We start from the raw sequence: 19,687 nt of genomic DNA on the forward strand, positions 1-19,687 counted from the left end.
CGCGTCTCTCTCTATTTTTACTCACTGTTCACCAGCTCTTCCCTTTGCTTTTCTGTATAAACCGGAATTGTAATTTTTATCGTTGTCCCTATGCCTAATCGACTGTGAATAGATACGCCGAACGCTTGACCGAATTCCAATTTAATTCGTTCATCGACATTCCGAATGCCATATCCGACCCGTATACCGTTTTTATTGAAAATCTGCTCTATCGTTTCTTGACTCATCCCGATTCCATCATCGATGACTTTGAAAATGATAGTAGCGTCCTCCAGATGCGCAGTGATCCGAATATGAATCCGGTCTCCAAACAACGCATGTTCCAATACATTTTCTACAAAAGGCTGCAGAATTAATTTAACCGTATCGTATTGGATGACATTGGAGTCAACATCTATCGTGACAGTCATCCTGTTCCTGAACTTTATTTTTTGAATCTCCAAATAGGCCTGAACATGCTGCAGCTCATTATATATAGAAACAAGCGGTCTGCCTTCATTTAATGTCAAACGATAAAATTTCGATAGTTCGATGATCATTTCATGAAGCTTATCCACCTCGCCCAGTTTGGCTAATCTGCTAATAGACGACAGCGTATTGTACAAAAAGTGGGGATTGATTTGCGCTTGCAGCGCGGTTAGCTCCGCTTCCTTCTTCTCAATCTCACCTATATAAACCTTCTGGATCAGCTCCTGAATATTTTGTGCCATATCGTTAAATGCGATGGATATAAATGCAAATTCATCTTTGCCGCTGTACGTTATACGCTTACTGAATTCACCTTCTTGAAAGACTTGCAATAACCTGACGATTTTCCTGATTCTTTTGGAGAAATAGCGGGCAACCAGGAGTCCCACAATAGCCAGAACAATAAAACTGATAACTCCGATGATAATCGTTGTATTTCGCAGTCTGACCGCGTTTTTTTCTAAGTCAGACAAGGGAACAAGGGCAGCAAGCTTTAAATTTAATCCAGGCAAAGCCTCATCAATGATCAAAAATTGATCTAATTGCCGTTGCCAATGTTCAGGAAGCGGTTGAGAACCACTTTCCAAAAACAACTCATCTCGGTCATTAAACACGATGAAATAGCTCTCTTCTCCAACTTTCGTATAATCTACAGCCTCGAAAATTTCATGAACACTTCCTACAATGCGAACAAAGCCCTTTGGATCACCGCTTCCAAAATCAATTAAATTTCTGATTACGGATATATTACCGTGTTCGGCATCACTCTCAATCTGTTTCCACACCGCTTCCTCACTACGGGACAGGCTTAACGTTTGATACCAGTCCTTCCGTTCAATTCGGCTTGTGTGGAAGATTTCAAAATAATTTCCTCTAAACAAGGGGTTTGCGTCAGATTGTTCATAATAAATTTCCGGAATCGATTCGTTTTGCAAATAAAGACTGACATTAACGCGGCCATTTGATTGATATAAAACCGAAGAAAGCTTCGGGATGAGGTACTGGGTTGTTTTCTCGTATCGTTCATAATTTGCCAAATTCTGATTCAGTATAATTTGCATGCTTTCATCGAAAAAAATTTGATCCATAATTCTATTCAGTCCGTCAGTTTTATATAAGATGTTATCCCGGGTTTGCTGCAAGGTTCCCGTAATATTTTTTTCTGTTTGCGTAATAATCGAATCCACACTGAAGGTATAGGAAAAGTAACCTACCGCAATGACAGGGATTAATACAAACACCCAATATGACATCATCAATTTATAACCAAATGGAAATATTCTCTGACCGTTAATTTTCATACGTCCACCCTAAATCTGCTTTTGAAATTCGCCCGGAGTCATGCCAAAGCGTGATTTGAAATGTCGACTGAAATACGTCAAATTGTTGTAACCTACCCGGTCGGCAACCTCATAGATTTTCAAGGTTGGCTCTTTTAGCAGCGTTTTGGCTTTTTCCAACCGTTTGCGAATAACAAAATCACTAAAGTTCTCCTGATTTTGTTCTTTGAATAAATATCCCAAGTAATTGGGAGAAAACCCAAAAATATTGGCTACATTGCGCAATGTTATACTATCCGATAAATGTTCCGTAATATATTTTTCGACTTCCTCTATGAGCTTATGATTAGGCTTTTGCTTATTCCAATAAATATGCTCGGAAATCGCATACAATTTTCTTCTTAGCCATGATTCAATATCATCCACTGTTTCAAAATCAAATACTTCATCTAAATCTTTGAAGTCAATTCCCAGAATATCGTATAAGTTTAATTGGATTGCATTCAAATACGCATCCATCTTGGAGATAACATATAAAGAAAAATGATATACGCTGATTTTATCTTCCAAAGTTCTTACATAATCGAACAAATCCTCTAAATCATCATGCAGCTGCACTGTTTCATATTTTGCAGTCGCGGCAAACAGCTTGGAGAATTTTTGTTCTAAATCAATGGTATTCTGTTTAATTCCAAGCTCTGACTGCTGTTTTGTAATAACCCTTCCTTTGCCGATAAACATTTTTGCAGCCAGCAGCTCGCAAGCTTGTCGATAGGAACGTGGAAATTCATGAAGATCGGCGGTTCTGCCCCCTAATCCAATTGTGATGGATACAGGTGAGTTGTCCGATACATAGTTAACAAACTTCTGCAGCTCGTTCTCGGGAAGTTCATGACGGCATAGAATAATTGCTATCCTTTGGTTGTCCAATTTGTAATAGCTGCCTAGTTGATTCGCTTCCATATATTCGATAATCAGCCTGTTCACCTTATGCATTAATTTACTTTTCTCAGCTTCAGAATATTGCTTCAGCTTCCAGACGAGATCATCCAGTTCAAGCACTGCCAAGTATCCATTATCCCCGGAGAATTTAAACAGCTCGTTCTCAAGAATAGAAGCGACTTCAGGCTTAGTGTTCCCATGCAACCATTTCAAGAGCAATTCATCCCTTAACAAGGGCAAGGTTTCATGATAATACTCTTCGACTTTATTCCTTGATTTTTCTTGATCAAGCTCGTCCTTGACTTGCTCAAGACACTGAAACAATTCATGATCATTTATCGGCTTTAGAATGTAAGAGCTCGCCTGTAAATTGATCGCCTTTTTAGCATACTGGAAGTCATCGTAACCGCTTACAAAAATGATTTTCATTTCAGGGTATTTTTCTCGAAGTTTTGCAGCCAATTCAACACCTGACATGATCGGCATTTTTATATCCGTAACCAAAATATCGACTTGCCGCTGCTCAAGAAACTCCAATACGGCGAATGCGCTGGTAACCTCGGCGGTTACCCGCATATTGAATTTCCCCCAAGGAACCAACCGTTTTAATCCTTCCAGATCCAAGGGCTCGTCATCAACAAGCAATACTTGATACATCGTGATCCCCTCAATTCTCTGGCCAAATTCATGCTCGTAGTAAAAGTATATCTCCATCTGGAGGATCAAGCAATTCACTCGTGCAATGCGAAAGCGATTGAATGAACAAGCGCACTATCAACCGATAGCTATTCCGGTTGATAGTGCTCTGCACAGTCCTATTAATCGATTTTCAATACTTTCTTATTTTGCTCCCATACTTTCTGCTTATATTGAAGCAGTTTATCCATACCCGCTTTTTCCATATCCGATTTTGTTTTGTCGAGGATAGACAATAATTTTTCTTCGCTCTCAGCGTATATCATTTTGGCAAAAGCTTGATCAAATATATCCTTGATGCCTTGTGCAATAATACCTTCATCGGAATTGGTCGGCGGTTCAGTGTTGGCAAACGGTGTTACATTGTAGGTAGTTTTCCATGCGACATTCGTTTGGGCCATTGCAGTCCAATCACGCTTTTCTTCCGGGAGCATATGTTCCATATTGATTTTTGTTCTGTCAACATAAGTCGTATTTCCTACAATTACGTATTGTCGCAAGCCATGTGCTTTTTGCTCGTTGAAATCTGATTCCAGGTAAGCCTCATTGGGAATGGGCGTCCCTTCTTCATCATATTCATCCCAATACAGTCCGGGAGGTCCGAAGAATGCCACACGTTGTCCTTCTTCACCAAGCGCCCAGTCAAGAAAGTTGAAAATCGCTTGCGGATCTTTGGCATTCTTCGTAATGACGGCATGGCCCGCTCCCCCTCCAAGACGATTATAGGAGTTTGGATAAATCTTGTCCTTGTCCAGACCCGCTTTATGAATCGGCCAAATCATGTCGTAACCGCCTTCGGGATCCTTTGCCTTCAACACCGCATTAGCTGGACCCCCAATTGACATTACATTTCCCGAAGCGAATACAGCAACCCGCTCCTGCTCCACTTTTTCCTTCACCTGATCCGACTTTTGGGTGAATACGTCTTGAGTAATCAGCTTTTCTCTAAATAATCGGTTGGCGTAGAAGACCATTTCTTTAAATGCCGGATCATCCACTATGGATTTCAGATCATTTCCATCCTGATAAAATAAATTGCCGAAGTAATAATTTGTTCGATCTTCGCCGAATGCGGAATAAAGTGTCTCAAAGCTATTGAATTGTGAAACATTCATCTCTAATGGAACAACATTCGGATACTTATCCTTCACCATACGCAAATAGGCTTCCAAATCGTCTGTGGTTTCCAATTTTGGCGAACCAAGTTCTTTATAGATCTTTTGATTGACAATCCAACCGCCATTACCGTTGCCTTGCTTACCGCCAATAAACCAGTTTGGTATCGTGTAGAGCTTGCCGTCCTCGGCGCGCAACATATCCAATAACTCCTTGCCAACCCATTTATACAGATTTGTATCCTCTGTTATAAATTCGTCCAATGGAATGATATCACCCGCTTCAATGAAACGATCAACATCCTTAATATGCATTCGTATAACATCCGGCAAATCCTCGCCGACGATCAGTGTATTTAATTTCTGCTTGGCGTTACCGTTGGAAGGAATATAATCGATATTCACCTTTTTGTTTTCTTGAATCCATTTAGAGGTTGAATCCTCTCCCCACGGCGGATCAGCTACGTCTCTGTTCATGAAAAAAGTGAATGACAGCTCTTTCTCTTCTGTTTCGTTACTTTGAGAATCCTCTTTTTCTGGTGATGAAACCGGAGGAGTTTCCTTGTTTTTAGAATTAGACTCAGAATTGCCGCATCCGGAAACGAGGCCAACTCCCATCATCAGAACCATCAGTATAGAAAACCACTTCTTCATCTTGCATAACCCCTTTCTTTTCCCTTTTATATGTTTAAAGCTGATTTCAGCCATTAAACCAAAGATACCTTTGATGCTACTCTTTCAGTGAACCAATCAATACACCTTTGACAAAATATTTCTGTACAAAAGGATACACCATCATGATCGGAATCGTCGCTACCATCATGGTTGCCATGACAACGGACTTGTGGGTGACAGCATTTAATTGATCAAGCATTTCCTGTTCCGTATTGGACAATTGATCCATCGTATCATTCATGACGGAATTAATAATTTGCGTTAGCAAAGTTTGAAGCGGAACCAAGTCCTCTTTAGTAATGTAAATTACAGCATCAAACCAGGCATTCCAATGAAAAACAGCTGTGAAAAGCGACAATGTCGCAATAACAGGACCCGAAACAGGAACAACAATCTTGAAAAACACCCCGGCATTGCTGCAGCCGTCTATTTTTGCGGATTCCTCCAAGCCATCCGGAAGTTGCTGAAAGAAGGTGCGAAAAATGATCATATGCCAAACGTTAATCATCGTCGGGATGACCATTACCCAAATCGTATTCATCATGTTCAATTCACGAATTAATAAATAGGTTGGGATCAGACCTCCATGGAAATACATGGTGACGACACAAAAAATCATATAGTATTTTTTTCCGATTAATCCCCGTTTCGCCATTGCATAACCGAAAGCGGCGGTGAATGATATCGACAACAAGGTGCCCAGTACAGTTCGTATAATGGTAATCATGAAGCCATTAATTAAGCGCTCATCATCAAAAACATATTCGTAATTCGCAAACGTGAACTCCCTTGGCCAGAATGTAATTCCTCCCCTCGCCGTATCCGCTCCTGCGTTAAATGAAATAGCCAGCGAATTCCAAAACGGATACAAGGTGAGAAAAGCCAAAATAATAAGGCTGGAATAAATGATCAGATCTAATCCTTTATCTTCTAAGTTGCGTCTCATTTCCGCCCCCCCTTTACCATAAGCTTGACCCTAATCTGCGCGCTATGGAATTAGCAATAACCAGAAGTGCTACACTGACTACAGCTTTAAACAATCCTGCCGCCGTAGCGTACGAGTACCTCATATTTTCAATACCAACCCTGTACACATACGTGTCGATAACCTCGGAGACTGGTCTCAACACGGCATTTTGTCCCTGATTGGTCAACAGCAAGATATCTTCAAAGCCCGCATTCAAAATTTTACTAATATCCAAAATAAGGAATATAATAATGATCGGCGCTATGCTCGGAATGGTAATATAGACAATTTGCTTCAACCTTGAAGCTCCATCAATATGCGCGGCTTCGTACATAGATTGGTCAACCCCGGAGATAGCGGCCAAATAAATAATCGCTCCAAAACCAATCTCTTTCCAAATTCCAGTCGTCACTAGGATCGTCCAAAAATATTCCGGTAATGACAGCCAGCTAATCGGTTCATCAATGACATTCAGCTTCTCCAAAAGCAAGTTCAAACTGCCGTTATCCACGGAAAGAATGGAAACCACCATCCCGGATATAATGACCCATGACATAAAGTGGGGCAAGTAACTGATAGTTTGAACCCAACGTTTAAACCATGCGTGGCGAATTTCATTGAGCATTAGCGCCAGGATAATAGGCGCGGGGAATCCGATCAACAGTTTTAGAAAACTGATTGCTATCGTATTCCTCATAATTTGCCAAAAATCCGGAGCATTAAAAAACATGTAAAAGTGTTTTAAACCCACCCATTCACTTCCTAAGAAGCCTTTATGCAGATTAAAATCCTGAAATGCCGTCAGCACCCCCCACATCGGGATATACTGAAAAACAAACAGAATCATGAGCGGTATTAATACGAATAATTGTAATTCCCATTGCAGCATGAACTGCTTAAAGAGTGATCTTTGTCCCGTCATCTGAATGGTTTGTTCAGCTGTATTTATACGCTGTTTCATTTTCAACCCCTCCTGTCATCTATTATAAGTGGCCTAATTAGGAGGCTAAAACTCATAAAAACAACGAAAATTGTAACTATGGAACGATGTCGTAATTTTTACCTGTAATCAAAAAAAGCCCTTCAACTAAGAAGAGCTTTTTCGCGATTGACTACAGTACCGCAATCCACTTACGTTCATGTTGGCTCTTGTTAATGCTTTCGCATAACGTCTGTTCACGCAAACCATCGGTAAAGCTAGGATAGGAAATTCCATCGCGGTATTCATTTGAGGCCATGGCATGATAAATATCCTTAAACAGCTGTTTGAAGGTGTCGGGATACCCCTCATTATGACCTCCCGGATAATCCGCATAGCGGCGCGCCTCCGGGTGAAGGAGCGATGTATCCTTTATCATCACTTGATTATTGCCGTCTCGATTCCCAATCCATAAGTAGTTGGGATGCTCGGAATCGAAGCTGGCCGATTGTCGAGTGCCGGCAATCTCGATGTACAATCTGTTCTTACGTCCTGCATGCACTTGACTTACTGTGAATGAGCCCCGAACGCCATTCCCCATACGAAACAGAATATTGGCATAGTCTTCGGTATCAATGGGGACTTCCTGATATCGGGATGCCTCTGAATTCACAATTGCGGCATATGTCTCAGCAGCCTCCAACGGCTTCTTCCTCGTCTTATGAACCGTAGAGAAGTCCGCCATCACCTCGGTTATGCCTAATCCGGTCACGCTTTCCAGCAGATCCATCCAATGAGAGCCCACATCAGCAACCGCGCGCGACTTGCCCGAATATGCGGATTCCACTCGCCAGTTGTAGTCCGAATCAAATAACAGCCAATCCTGCAAGTAAGAACCGTTTACCGCATAGATCCTTCCCAGTTCTCCTTGCCGGATCATCTCTTTCAACTGCTGCAGCATAGGATAATAACGAATATTGAAACAAACTGCATGGATGAGTTCGCTACTCGTCGCCAGCTTGTTCAAATCTTCAGCTTCCTCAATGCTTATCGTCAAAGGCTTCTCGCAAATCACATGCTTCCCGGCCAGCAAAGCCTTCTTGGCCATCTCATAATGCATATGATTCGGTGTACAGATATGCACAGCTTCAATATCCGGATCCTTCAGCAGCGTCAAATAGTCCGAGAAGCATTTAGAGATTCCTAATTCCTTCGCTTTCCGCTTCGTTTTCTCCGCTGTGGAACCCATGACGGCCACAACCTCAACCCCATTTAGTCGTTTTAAAGCTTCGATATGAACCATGCCAATGAAACCGAGTCCGATCACGGCTGTTTTAACAGTCATTGTATTCACCACCCGTTGTGAAGTTGGAGCACGCGGGATTCGTCATATTTTACGAATCGTTTATTCAAAGTCTTTCACAGTTGCACTTAAGCTTCTCGTTTTATTTACAAGCGCCCCTTCCGGCTTCGCAACAGGGCCAAGGAGAAGAGGGTCTCCGGTGTCCTCCATCCATGTCTGCAGACGGTTGTCCAGATCTGTATAAATCTCTTTAAAAGCAGGATCATTCACTACATTGCGCCGTTCCATTGGATCGAGATATAAGTCAAATAACATCATAGATTCACGCTCCGTTTCCAAAAATCCGTTTTCGGTTAGAAACGTTTTGCTCTGACCATCATCTATGTTGGCGGGCACGATCTTTTGTCCGGAACCATAAATTTTTATCAGCTTATATCGCTCGGTGCGAACACAGCGCATGGGCTCATATGCCGCGTGATAAGTCACCTCGGAAAAGACCTCATCTCTTATTTTCTCTGTATGATTTTCGATTAATGGACGCATAGATTTGCCCTGGAGCCAATTCGGCTTAGGCAATGACAACAAATCGCACAACGTTGGGAAAATATCAATGTGCGACACTAATGCGTCCGAAACCGCTCTTTTCCTCCGACCAGGCCATTTCATGATGAGCGATACACCAATTCCCGTATCATATAAATTACATTTCATGAATGGAAACGCAATTCCGTGATCTGTCGTAAAAATGACTATGCTATTTTTATCTTTGCCCGTCTCCTTCAGGGCATCCATTACTTTTCCAAATGCTTTATCCGCATATTGCGCCGAAGTCAAATACCCGGCAAAATCCTCCCGACTTTCCTTAGTGTCATATAGCGGTGATGGCGGCATGACATAGTCCGGATTGATGTCTGAACCAATCGCCGGAAAATCGCGATGAGTATTAAATAAACCTAACGACAGGAACAATGGTTTATCGTGATGCATTCCAATGTAATCGGCAGCCGCTTCAGCATGCAGCATGTCCCGCTTAACCGAATCCTCGTGGGAATATTTCACGACCTTGTGATATCCGATCATTTCCGTCCGAGGAGCCTCATGCTGCTCTCCGAACAGGGCTGTTTCATAGCCATTGCTGTTCAAATAGCGCACAAGATGCCTGGAGTAGTCAGACATCTGAAACCCGCGATGCGCAAGGCCCAGCATACCGGCGGAATGCGGACACATCCCTGTGAGCAAAGCTGCGCGGCTTGGGGAACATGTCGGTCCTCCGCAAAAGGCCTGGCGAAACAACATCCCCTCCTCCGCGAATTGCTGTAAATTTGGAGTAAATACAGGATGGCCATAAGGCTGTATATATCGTCCTGTATCATGGGTATGGATATATATGATATTCATGTAACCCGGCACCTCTTTTCATCAGTTCATCCTAATGGAGTTATAATTCTATTAATTTCCCTGATTCCGCAGATTGATATATGGCCTCAAGCACTTGTGAAACTTTCATAGCCTGCTCAGGCGTAACAAGAGGCGCTTTGTCCTCTCTGATACAAGTCATCCATTGTTTGATTTGACGACAGGCATGACTTTCTGAAGGATCCAAATTCAGGGCTTGCGACATTTCCTCTTGACCGATTTCTTTCACCCATGGCTCCCCGTTGCCCACTCCATTTATTATCATATTCCCATAACAACTCGCCCCTTGGTCCTCTCCGACTAATGTGACGGCCGGAGCACCAGCCTGCGCTAGATGGAGTCTCCAACTGGCTCCCAGAATAATAGTCGCTCCATCCTCCATGTTAATAAAGGCTACTCCCGAATCTTCCACCGAAATCTCTTTAATATGATCATATCGCTTTTCTTTCTCCATAAGTCCATGGTTTGTTTTCCCGAATACACTTTTCACATTATAGTTATTCATTGCCCATAGGGTGGCGTCGAGCGCATGTGAGCCCAGGTCAATCAAAGGTCCGCCTCCCTGTTCTTCTTTCCTATAAAACAACCCTCTGCCGGGACCTCCGCTGTTCGAATAAAAGTGGCTGTGCGCCATATAGACACGGCCCAAGGCGCCTTCCCTCCGCAGATGGTGAAGGTATAATAAATCCGTTCGAAAACGATATTGGTAGCCTATCGTGATTTTTTGTCCTGTCCTTTCAGAAGCATCCAGCATTTGACGACACTCCAACGTACTCATCGCCATTGGCTTTTCACACATCACATGCTTGCCGGCTTCCATCGCAGCTATGCTTAACTCGGCATGCAATCTGTTATGTGTCGCGATATGAATCACATCAATCGATTGGTCTTCAAGCATTTTTCTATAATCCGTATATGCTTTGGCATTAGAACTGCCGTACAGCCTTTTTACTTCCTCTGCCTGCTGCTTGTTGACGTCGCAGAAGGCAACGAGCTCCACATCTTTAAGCGGCCGCAGATTTTTGATATGCTTATTGATTGCGTTCGTGCCGCAACCTATGATTCCTACTCGAATTGTGTCTAGTGCTCCCAAAGCTTATCCCCCCACTGTGTTTTTGAAATTTTGAATACTTGTTTCAATTAATCCCAGCGGATTATGTTTTAACGCCGCCTTGCTTAGCTCAATAATAATCCACTCGGTACCGATGTCATCCGCCGCCTGCAAGACATTTTGAAGATCAAGCTCTCCGGTGCCTAAAGCCACAACCTCATTCTCGGCTCCAGTACGGCGAATGTCCTTCGCATGCAGCAATGGGCATCTGTTCTTGTATGGTCTAATGTATTGCACGGGATCGATGCCCATTTCTTTCATGAAATATACGTCCAACTCCGCTTTTACATATTGCTGATTGGTATGTTCAAATAAAAGATCGAGCGCATAGCGGCCGTCGATCGTGGTGAACTCTTTAAAATGATTATGGTAACAAAATATCATCCCGTTCTCAGCGATGATCTCGCCAACTCGATTGTAAAATTGCGCATTTCTTTCAATATCATCCATACTATGAAATGCATGATATGCGCAAGTTACATATTTGCCGCCTAATTTCAATTGTTCGTCGATCAGTCCATCCAGATTGTTTTGAAGCGACTCCATCGATACATGCGTACCGATGATCTCAATGCCTCTTGCCTTGCAAGCATCGCCAATACGGGACAAATCCAAGCTTTCATGAAGCTCCACCCCCATAACCCCCAATTCAGCCAATGCGTCCATGACGCCATCGAAATCACGCTTCATTTCGTCCTGCAACTGAAACAGTTGAATCCCTACTGAAAATGACATGACCACTCATCCCTTCTGTAATCCGTCCTCATATCGACTCTAACATCGGTCTATTTAAATCGATATTAAATACTTAGCGAATAATCATACGAATTTACGATTTCCTATTTATACTCCCGCGACTTCGCGATAGACTGATAACTTTCATTCTTCTGTCAATTGTGCTGTCAAGCAGCAAAAAGGCATCGACGGATACAGTTCCCTGTACCCATCGATGCCTTATTCTCGTTCCACAAATTACTGCAGCAAGAACAGCTTGCCCTCGCCAGGCTGGAAATTCGTGGACATGCTGCCCGTCCCGGCGTCATAGTTGGTGCTTGCCGGCTGTCCTGTCGCTTTGGATATCTCCTGCACAGATGCATAACCCGTGGCAATCGTAAAGGCCATATGCTGCGACTGGCTCGTATTCTTGTTCACGACGAGACAATAATCGTTGCCGGCATCGTCCTGGAAGTAGCCCAGCAATAGCGGAATGGCGCTATTGTCCGGCTGCCAGAAGAACGACGAAGGCAATGCCGTTGCCGCTGCGGGAATTCCCCCGGCATGGTAGACCGCTTCCGAATGCAGCCCCAATAGCGTGTCTCCGAGATTCATCACATCCGCATTCAATTGCTGCGCCCACGTGTAAGAGCTGTTCTTCGTTCCATCAGGCAGGATAATGCCGTTGTTGAAGCTCTCCCCTCCGCTGGACGCCGGAGTCCAGTACGTAAAGTAAATATAACCTTTGGCGCCGTAAGCCAGATTGGAATAGACCTGATACCTCATCTCGCTCTCGCTGGGCACACGCCATGCGCCATTGACGCCGACGGACTGGATATACGACCAGAAGTTCACTCCCCCCAAGTCCGCTTGCCGGCGAATCACTTCCAGATTGGCGTAGTAATCGCTTCTGAGCGTCCCGTTCGCCAGATACGGATAATGATCGAACACGAGCACATCGGGCTCCGTGTACATCCACCGGTACACATAATCCTCATAGGAGCCGCCGACAATGTTCTGATTCAGCGTGAACCAGAAATCCGCATCAATGGCATTGCCGGCAATATAAGCAGACCCGTCATTGTACCAATCATCCCCCGTGTTCGCTCGTACAACCCAGCCCACCGAGTTGTTCCCGCAGCCGTTATGGGTAAGCTCCATATAGTATTCCGTATTGCCGGATACTTGGGCATTCAACTGGAATTGCGGCCACTCCGTAGTCGGTGAGTTCAATGTATGCTTGGCGATCAAGCTCGACTTGGCGCTGGAGTCCCATAGTGAAAGCGTCAAGGCTTCTCCCGCTCCCCAGGTATTCTTATCGATCCACCATTGCACCGTTTCAATATACGTTTGTCCATGCCTGGTGCGGAAAGCTTGCCCAAGCGGAACAGACGAGGTGACGTATTCTCCCGTCATCTGATTCAATCCCAGCTGGCTTGCAGACGCGTAGTTCGGGAACAAGTTGACGAAGGACATGTGATCGGGATCACCGTTCTTCAAGCGGCGGATGGTATCTTGTATCATCGTCATCTGCAGAACCGAAGGCTCATCCAGCACATGGTAGCCTTGCAGGGCGGCATGCGTACGGTAATGACTTGCAATCTGGTCGATGTCGCTATTGCCGGGCTGATTCCCGTCATTGTAAGCTCTCTGGGCGAAGCCTAGCTCGAACCAGAAATCCGTATTTTGCGCCACGCCGGCTCTATAGGCTCTGCCGTCTCCATAAACATCGGCGGAGCTGGTCACAACCCATCCCACTCCGCCCGGCTGATCGCTGGATAGCTCGAAGTAATAGGAGGTGTCGGACGAGACGGGTGCATGTAGCTGGAACGTCGGATTATAGGTTGGCACAGGCCCTGTAATGGTATCCGAGGCCAGTACGCTCTGCTTCGACGGGCTGTCGTACAAGGTCAGTGTCAATGCAGTGCCTGCAGGCCAATTCAATTTATCGATATACATGGTTATCGTATTGAGTCCCCAGCCCGTCCCTTGAGGCGTCTTGAAGGTCTGGCCAAGCGTGACGGACGAGCTGACGAACAGCCCGTGTCCCGTGGCGTGCTGATCGACCGTCATACTGCGCCAAGCCAATCGGCTGTCATCGGCCAGCAGCGTCAAGCCATGAGCAGCCGCGTAACCCAGTGCCGCATCGTTGGACGCATAGTCGCTTACGCCATTCCCGCCTACGATGAAGTTGGCGTTCATTCCCGCAATATCCGCATAATTCGCATTCGTGGTGTCGGCAGGAGAAGGCGGCCAGAATATCCCGATAGGGAAAGGCTGAATAGCCGGGCTGTAAGCCATACCGATACCCGACGATCCTACAGACAGCAGCGCAACGGCAAGCAGAGACATTATGAATTTCGATCGCATCACGACTCCCCTTCCTTCCTCATTCCCGATTCCATCCCCAACAACCGGCTGAGCGCCCGCGTATAAATGTCATGCCCATAATCATTAGGGTGGTTAATATTATTCAACAGCAAGCTTTCTGGCGTCTTGCCGGCTCCCAGCTCTTCCAGCCAGAGCGTATGCACATCGGCTACCGGCACACCGTACTGCATCCCCGTCTCCTTCATCGCCTCCGCATAGTGATGAATCTCGCCGCTGCAGAATTTCCACATGGGATTAGGCTCGCAAGGGGTGACCAGGATGATATCAGCCTCCGTTCTCTCCTTCAAGCTTGCAATCATCTCCCCAATATAGCTTTGAAAGCGAGACACCGGCACTTCATTCACATGCCCCCGCAATCGGTTCGCATCATTCATGCCATAAGCGATTGTAATCAAATGCGGCTTCAGTGGAATGACATCGCGCTGCAATCGCTTCCACCCGTCCATGCTCGTCTCGCCGCCAATCGCTCTCATCTCATACCGGATCTCGCTAGCTGGGAAGAGCGTCTTCAACTGTTCATACAGCCGGTAAGAATAACTATGACGATGGTGGCTAGCTTCCGCCCCCGTACTGATGCTGTCTCCGTATACGACATAGGTAATTGGAAGCCCCATCCGATGCCGTTCATCGCAGCCCGGCAACAGGGAGGCTGCCGTCGCTGAAGCCTCCTCTGCCGCCTCGTTCCCGCCAGCAGCCCCCGCGTCATAGTCATAGTCGGCATAGACGGTGAAGCTCTCATTCCCGTAATCGTTCAGCCCCGTCTGATCGAATGCCCCCTTCCCGAAGAACCTATGCCGCGCCCAATCCGGTATCCGGCTGTCGGCCGTTCGGCGAAGCCGCCCTTCCCCCCAATCCACCACATAATCGCGTCCCTCACGGAACAGCCTTCCCCTCACCCTTTCGCCTTCAGCCCCGGTTTCCCTCTCGTACAAGCTCAAGCTTCCGGGCCGCACAGGGACATAGCGCAACGCATGGCTGTCCTGCTTCGTCATGACAACCGCTTCCCCTATCTGCCGCTTCTGATTCATGACCGTTCCTCCTCGTCTGTGAATACGTGCAATTAATATTCGACAGCCGTGTTCTTATCCAGAAAGTGCTTGATTATTGTCGTCACGGCGAATCCAATGATCGCCAACAGAATTCCGAAAGCGGAAGCCGTGCCGTAATTCCCGTCGGACACCAGATCCACAATCTGAAGCGCCGCCGTATTCGTGGCGAAGTTGGGGCCTCCATTCGTCAGCAGCTTGGATTGCAAAAACAAGGTGAACGCACCGCTTGTGCCGATAATGATCAGAGTGGAAATTGTAGGCCATATCATCGGCACGACAACCTTCCGAAGCTCTGTCATTCGGGAGATCCCGTCCAATTCCCCGACCTCATACAGATCGTGCGGAATGCGTCCGATCGCTCCCAGCAGAATCGCCGAGTTGAATCCGATTCCCGCCCATACGCAGAAGAAGAACACCGTACCCAGTGCTGTAGAAGGGTCTCCGAGCCAGGCTCTCGTCAAGCTCTCCAAGCCAATGAACTCCAGAATGGGATTTACCACCCCGATGTTGGGGTTCACCATGAACGAGAAAGCCATCGCGATTATGACAATGGACAGAATGGAAGGAAAGAAATACACAATACGATAAAAATGATGCAGCTTTATCTTCTTGGAGAACAGATAGGCCGCATAAAGCGACAATGGCAGCAAAATCAATACATTCAGCGGAATCCAAAGCAGGGTGTTGAGGACTGCATACTTGTACGCCGGATCATGTATCACTCTCTCCGTGATCTCCCTGAAATTATCGAAGCCTACCCAGTCAATATTGCCGGTAGACATATTCCAACGCTTGAATGCGTAGACGAACGTATTGATATTCACGTAAATCGTAAAGATCAGATAATGCGCTACCGGATAAATGACCATGGACAAGATGAAGAGAAATCGCATTCTTTTCTTTCGATTTTGCAATATAGACACTATATCCCCTACTTTCCAAGAAGCTTACCTCATGCATGCGGCTCCGGCTCGCGCCGCATCGACTGCGGCGCAAGCAATTGTACGGAAGCCGTCTTATTCCCCCTACTCCATTCCCACTTCTTTCTTGTACGCCTCCCATTTGTCTTTTGCAAAGGCATAGTCATCCTGGAATTGCTGCTCTGCCGTCTTCGCTCCGAACGCAATATTGCCGTAAGCGTCGCCTGAAGGGTAAAGCTGCATTTTGGCGAATAGAGGATTGTTGGAATTAAAGGTGAAAGCCTTGTTGTTCTGCATAATGTCCATTACGCTCTGTGTAAATTCGGACACCTCCACGCCTTCCAGCGAGTAGTTGAACGGCCGGAAGTTCCCTGTCAGCTCAGTGAACTTGCGATTCATCTCCTGGGAGGATGCGAATGCGATAAATGCCTTCGCCAGCTCCTGCTCCTTGGACTTGGCGGGAACAACCGTTATATCGCCGACCAGACTGAAGAAGATGTTCTCCTCCTTGGCGCCGCCTACGGCAGGCACGGGCATCATCGCCATGCGGAAGCCTTCCGGCGTAGATGCTTTCATTTCATTTTCCAGCCAGTTGCCGTTAGGAATCATGGCGGCCTTGCCGTTCACGAACTCCATCTGCGCTTCCGTATGATTGAGAGCTTCAGAACCTTTCAGCATCCAATCCTTCTGGAACAGCTGCTCGAATTGCTCCAATGCGGCCAAGCGGGCCGGGTCCTGGAATACCTCCGGTGTGTCCATGTTCACAAGCTCATTCAAATACTGGAATCCGCCCGCCTGCACCATCATCGGCTTCACGACGAAGTCCCAGTAACCGATCACTTTCCCCGGATAGACGATAGGGGCTATCCCCTTCTCCTTGATCTTCTCCGTCAATTCGGCGAACTCCGACCATGTCTTCGGCACTTCCCATCCATTCTCTTCGAACATGCCCTTGTTGTAAGCCAGTCCCAGATAGCCGTCGGACCACGGAATGATATAAGCCTTGTCCTTGTATATCGCATATTGGCGGGCAGCTTCATTCAAGGAATCTTTGATCGTCACACCGTCAGAGTCTGTTCCCTCGTACAAGTCGGTCAGATCCGCCAGGAAGCCTTGCGCAGCCCACATCTGCCAGTGGGTATTCGTCAGAAACGCTACATCCGGCAGATTCGCCCCCGATTCGAAGCGGGCGCCCATCTTCTCCATAATGCCGGGATCGCCTTCCAGCTCCACCGTTACATTGTCATGCTTGGCTTCGAACTGCTGCTTCAATTCCTTGAACCATGCATCGCCGAAGCCCCCTTGGAAGAACGCTACCTTCAGTACTTTCTTCTCTCCCGCAGGCGCATTGTTCTCTTTCCCGCCTTGCTCTTCCGAGCTATTTGAATTGTTGGCGCAAGCGCTTGCCAGCATCATTGCGACAATCAGCATGGCCGTTAGCCATGTCATTCTGTTCCATCTTCTCTTCATCATTGTTCGTACACCCCTTAAGATTATAGTTTCATGTATCTAAAACAATATCCTGGGATATCGTCTTATCCGTTGAATGCGATCCACATGGCGCCGCCCGGCGCCAGCTCGACTTGCATGGCGCCGCCGGCAATCTTGCGCGACTGCACTTGTCCGCCGTTCCAGACCGCTGCCCGCTTCACATCTCCCTCCAGCTTCAGCTCCGTACTGGACGGCTGTTGAAAGCTTGCGTTCACGACCAGCACGCTCTGTACTCCCTCCGAATCGGTAAAGCAGCCTATAATGGCGGGGTCTCCCGAGACAGATGCAATCGGGCCGAAGGACTTCATGGACTCCTCCAATAATGCCGGCTGGTCGCCGAAGTGAATAACGCCTTCGGACTGCAGCTCCATCAGCCGCGGACCTATCTCCTGCAGGGACGCATTAATTCGTTTCACCTCATCATAATGCCGGGTGCGGTTGCCCTGAAGATCAATCATGCCGCTGCCGAACGTCTCCCTGCCCGACTGCGGTGTCCAATACGTAAAGTACTGAATGCCCTTGGCTCCGTAGGCCAGACTCGTGAACACCTGCCACCGGATTTCCTCTTCTGTCGGATCGCGGTGCGTCGTATTGAAGGAGAGCGTCTGGATGAATAGCCAGAACGGCAGCTGATGCTCGGTCGATGCGCGCCGAATCAGCTCCAGATTGTAGAAGTAATCCTCGGTAATCGCACCGGGTCCGCCCTTCGCCTCTGTCAGGAAGGGATAGTGGTCATAGGAGATCAGCTCCGGCTTATACTTCTGAATATATTGATCCAGATACTCGGTGTAGGTGCCTCCCTTCTGGTCGAGAGAAGCGTAAGTCGGGAATAAGTTGACATAGGGCAGGCCATCAGGCGCATCCTTCTTGTACTCTTCCTTCATGGCCGCCAGGCGGTCATACTGCGTAAGCGACGGCTCATCGTAGAACACGTGGCCCATGTAAGCGGGATGATCCCGGTACGGAGCGGTCAATTCTCCTATCCCGGACAATTCCCCATCGGCCAGCTCTCCGATCTGCGGGTCCCGCAATATCACCTTCATTCCCGTTGCTTCCGCATAATCGAGAGACTTCATCATCGTCTCGCTCCCGCCTTCCCACTCGCTAAAGCCCGTTACGAAGGTTATGCCCGCTTCCTTCATTTCCTCGTAACGCTCCAAGGTCACTTCATTTGCCGGGGGGGACACCCATAGTCCGATAGGAAACGTTTTCATTTCTGCTTCTACTCCTTTATCCTGTTGTCCACTGCACGCTGCCGTCGTCAGCAGGAGAGCTATGCCCGCCAGCGCGCCAATCGCTCTTCTCATCCCTTCAGCCCTCCTGTCGTCAATCCGCTAATCAGCTTGTCCTGCAGCAAGAAGTATACGATCAGGACGGGGACTGTCGACAGCGTCAGCGCAGCGAATAATGTAGTCCAGTCTGCGGCATACTGCTGCTTCAGAACGAGATCGTAGAGACCGACCGAGATGGTGAACAGCTTCTGCTCCTGCAGGAACATATACGGCAGGAAGTAATCGTTCCATATATTGATCATGGTAATGAGCCCTACCGCAGCCAATCCCGGCTTGGCCATCGGCAGCATAATCCGGAAGAAAATCTGCCAATCGTTCGCTCCGTCCATATAGGCCGCCTCCGCGTATTCCCACGAGACACCCTTGAAGAATCCGTACAAAATAATGAAGTTCATGCCGAGCCCGGCCGAATACAGCACCAGCAGCCCAATATGCGAGTTGAACAGGCTCAAATCGATCATCAGCTTATACAACGCCGCCAAGGAACCTACCGTAGGAATCAGGAACGTGGATACCGCGAAGAAGAAAATGATATTTCCTCCGGGAAATTTGTACTTGGCAACGGTATAAGCCGAAGTCGCGGCGGACATGACACCGAGAAGCGTACCTATGGCGGTTATATATATACTGTTCAGAAAGTACTGACCCAGCCCCGCCTCGTCCCACGCTTTCTCGTAATTGCTCCATCGCCACTGATCGGGCAGCGACCAGATGTCGGCATAAAATTCCGGGCCCGTCTTAAGCGAATTAAGGAACATCCAAATGAACGGATAAATAATGGAAATGGCGTACAGCATGAACAATACTTGAATCAGCGCCCTTCCAGGCGACCACCTTCTTGACATGCGCAACCCCCTCTCGTCTAGTCTAAATAGCAACTTGCAAGCGCAATATAAGCGTTTGCAGAATCGCTATAACGAGCAGATGCATCTCTTGCT

Annotated in this window: 15 protein-coding genes; all 15 read right to left on the reverse strand. The window is 47.0% G+C overall.

Annotation, left to right across the window (positions count from 1 at the left end):
• Positions 1–17: 17 nt before the first annotated feature.
• Positions 18–1,769, reverse strand: a complete 1,752-nt coding sequence (locus M6D81_RS18640) for a sensor histidine kinase (RefSeq protein WP_262678428.1) — start codon at positions 1,767–1,769, stop codon at positions 18–20.
• A 9-nt stretch (positions 1,770–1,778) separates the two neighbouring features.
• Positions 1,779–3,347: a response regulator gene (locus tag M6D81_RS18645; protein ID WP_262678429.1), complete on the reverse strand. Its 1,569-nt coding sequence runs from the start codon at positions 3,345–3,347 to the stop codon at positions 1,779–1,781.
• A 161-nt stretch (positions 3,348–3,508) separates the two neighbouring features.
• On the reverse strand, positions 3,509–5,155 hold the full coding sequence (locus M6D81_RS18650; RefSeq protein WP_262678430.1) for an extracellular solute-binding protein: 1,647 nt from the start codon (positions 5,153–5,155) through the stop codon (positions 3,509–3,511).
• Positions 5,156–5,231: 76 nt separating this feature from the next.
• Entirely contained in the window at positions 5,232–6,122 is an 891-nt protein-coding gene (locus tag M6D81_RS18655) for a carbohydrate ABC transporter permease (protein WP_262678431.1), read from the reverse strand.
• Between the two features lie 13 nt (positions 6,123–6,135).
• A complete protein-coding gene (locus M6D81_RS18660; protein ID WP_410795759.1) occupies positions 6,136–7,065 on the reverse strand; it encodes an ABC transporter permease in 930 nt (309 codons plus the stop codon).
• A gap of 190 nt (positions 7,066–7,255) precedes the next feature.
• The gene (locus M6D81_RS18665) at positions 7,256–8,407 is read right to left on the reverse strand and encodes a Gfo/Idh/MocA family protein (RefSeq protein WP_262678433.1); all 1,152 of its coding nucleotides are present in this window, start codon (positions 8,405–8,407) and stop codon (positions 7,256–7,258) included.
• Positions 8,408–8,467: 60 nt separating this feature from the next.
• Positions 8,468–9,763, reverse strand: a complete 1,296-nt coding sequence (locus M6D81_RS18670) for a sulfatase family protein (RefSeq protein ID WP_262678434.1) — start codon at positions 9,761–9,763, stop codon at positions 8,468–8,470.
• Between the two features lie 40 nt (positions 9,764–9,803).
• Positions 9,804–10,874 (reverse strand): Gfo/Idh/MocA family protein, encoded by a 1,071-nt coding sequence (locus M6D81_RS18675; RefSeq protein WP_262678435.1) that lies wholly within the window; start codon positions 10,872–10,874, stop codon positions 9,804–9,806.
• A 3-nt stretch (positions 10,875–10,877) separates the two neighbouring features.
• Entirely contained in the window at positions 10,878–11,627 is a 750-nt protein-coding gene (locus M6D81_RS18680) for a sugar phosphate isomerase/epimerase family protein (protein WP_262678436.1), read from the reverse strand.
• A gap of 237 nt (positions 11,628–11,864) precedes the next feature.
• Positions 11,865–13,976, reverse strand: coding sequence for a beta-galactosidase (locus M6D81_RS18685; protein ID WP_262678472.1), 2,112 nt, complete (start codon positions 13,974–13,976; stop codon positions 11,865–11,867).
• Positions 13,976–15,025, reverse strand: a complete 1,050-nt coding sequence (locus tag M6D81_RS18690) for an SGNH/GDSL hydrolase family protein (protein ID WP_262678437.1) — start codon at positions 15,023–15,025, stop codon at positions 13,976–13,978. Before M6D81_RS18690 ends, M6D81_RS18685 begins: the two co-directional genes overlap by 1 nt.
• A 32-nt stretch (positions 15,026–15,057) precedes the next feature.
• On the reverse strand, positions 15,058–15,969 hold the full coding sequence (locus tag M6D81_RS18695) for a carbohydrate ABC transporter permease (RefSeq protein ID WP_262678439.1): 912 nt from the start codon (positions 15,967–15,969) through the stop codon (positions 15,058–15,060).
• A gap of 102 nt (positions 15,970–16,071) precedes the next feature.
• A complete protein-coding gene (locus M6D81_RS18700) occupies positions 16,072–17,439 on the reverse strand; it encodes an extracellular solute-binding protein (protein WP_262678440.1) in 1,368 nt (455 codons plus the stop codon).
• 62 nt (positions 17,440–17,501) lie between these two features.
• Positions 17,502–18,764, reverse strand: coding sequence for a beta-galactosidase (locus tag M6D81_RS18705; RefSeq protein WP_262678442.1), 1,263 nt, complete (start codon positions 18,762–18,764; stop codon positions 17,502–17,504).
• Positions 18,761–19,594, reverse strand: a complete 834-nt coding sequence (locus tag M6D81_RS18710; protein ID WP_262678443.1) for a carbohydrate ABC transporter permease — start codon at positions 19,592–19,594, stop codon at positions 18,761–18,763. The genes M6D81_RS18705 and M6D81_RS18710 overlap by 4 nt, the downstream gene beginning before the upstream one ends.
• Between the last annotated feature and the right edge of the window lie 93 nt (positions 19,595–19,687).

Origin of the sequence: Paenibacillus sp. J5C2022 (assembly GCF_025567625.1) — a bacterium.
In the GTDB taxonomy this organism is placed as follows: domain Bacteria; phylum Bacillota; class Bacilli; order Paenibacillales; family Paenibacillaceae; genus Pristimantibacillus.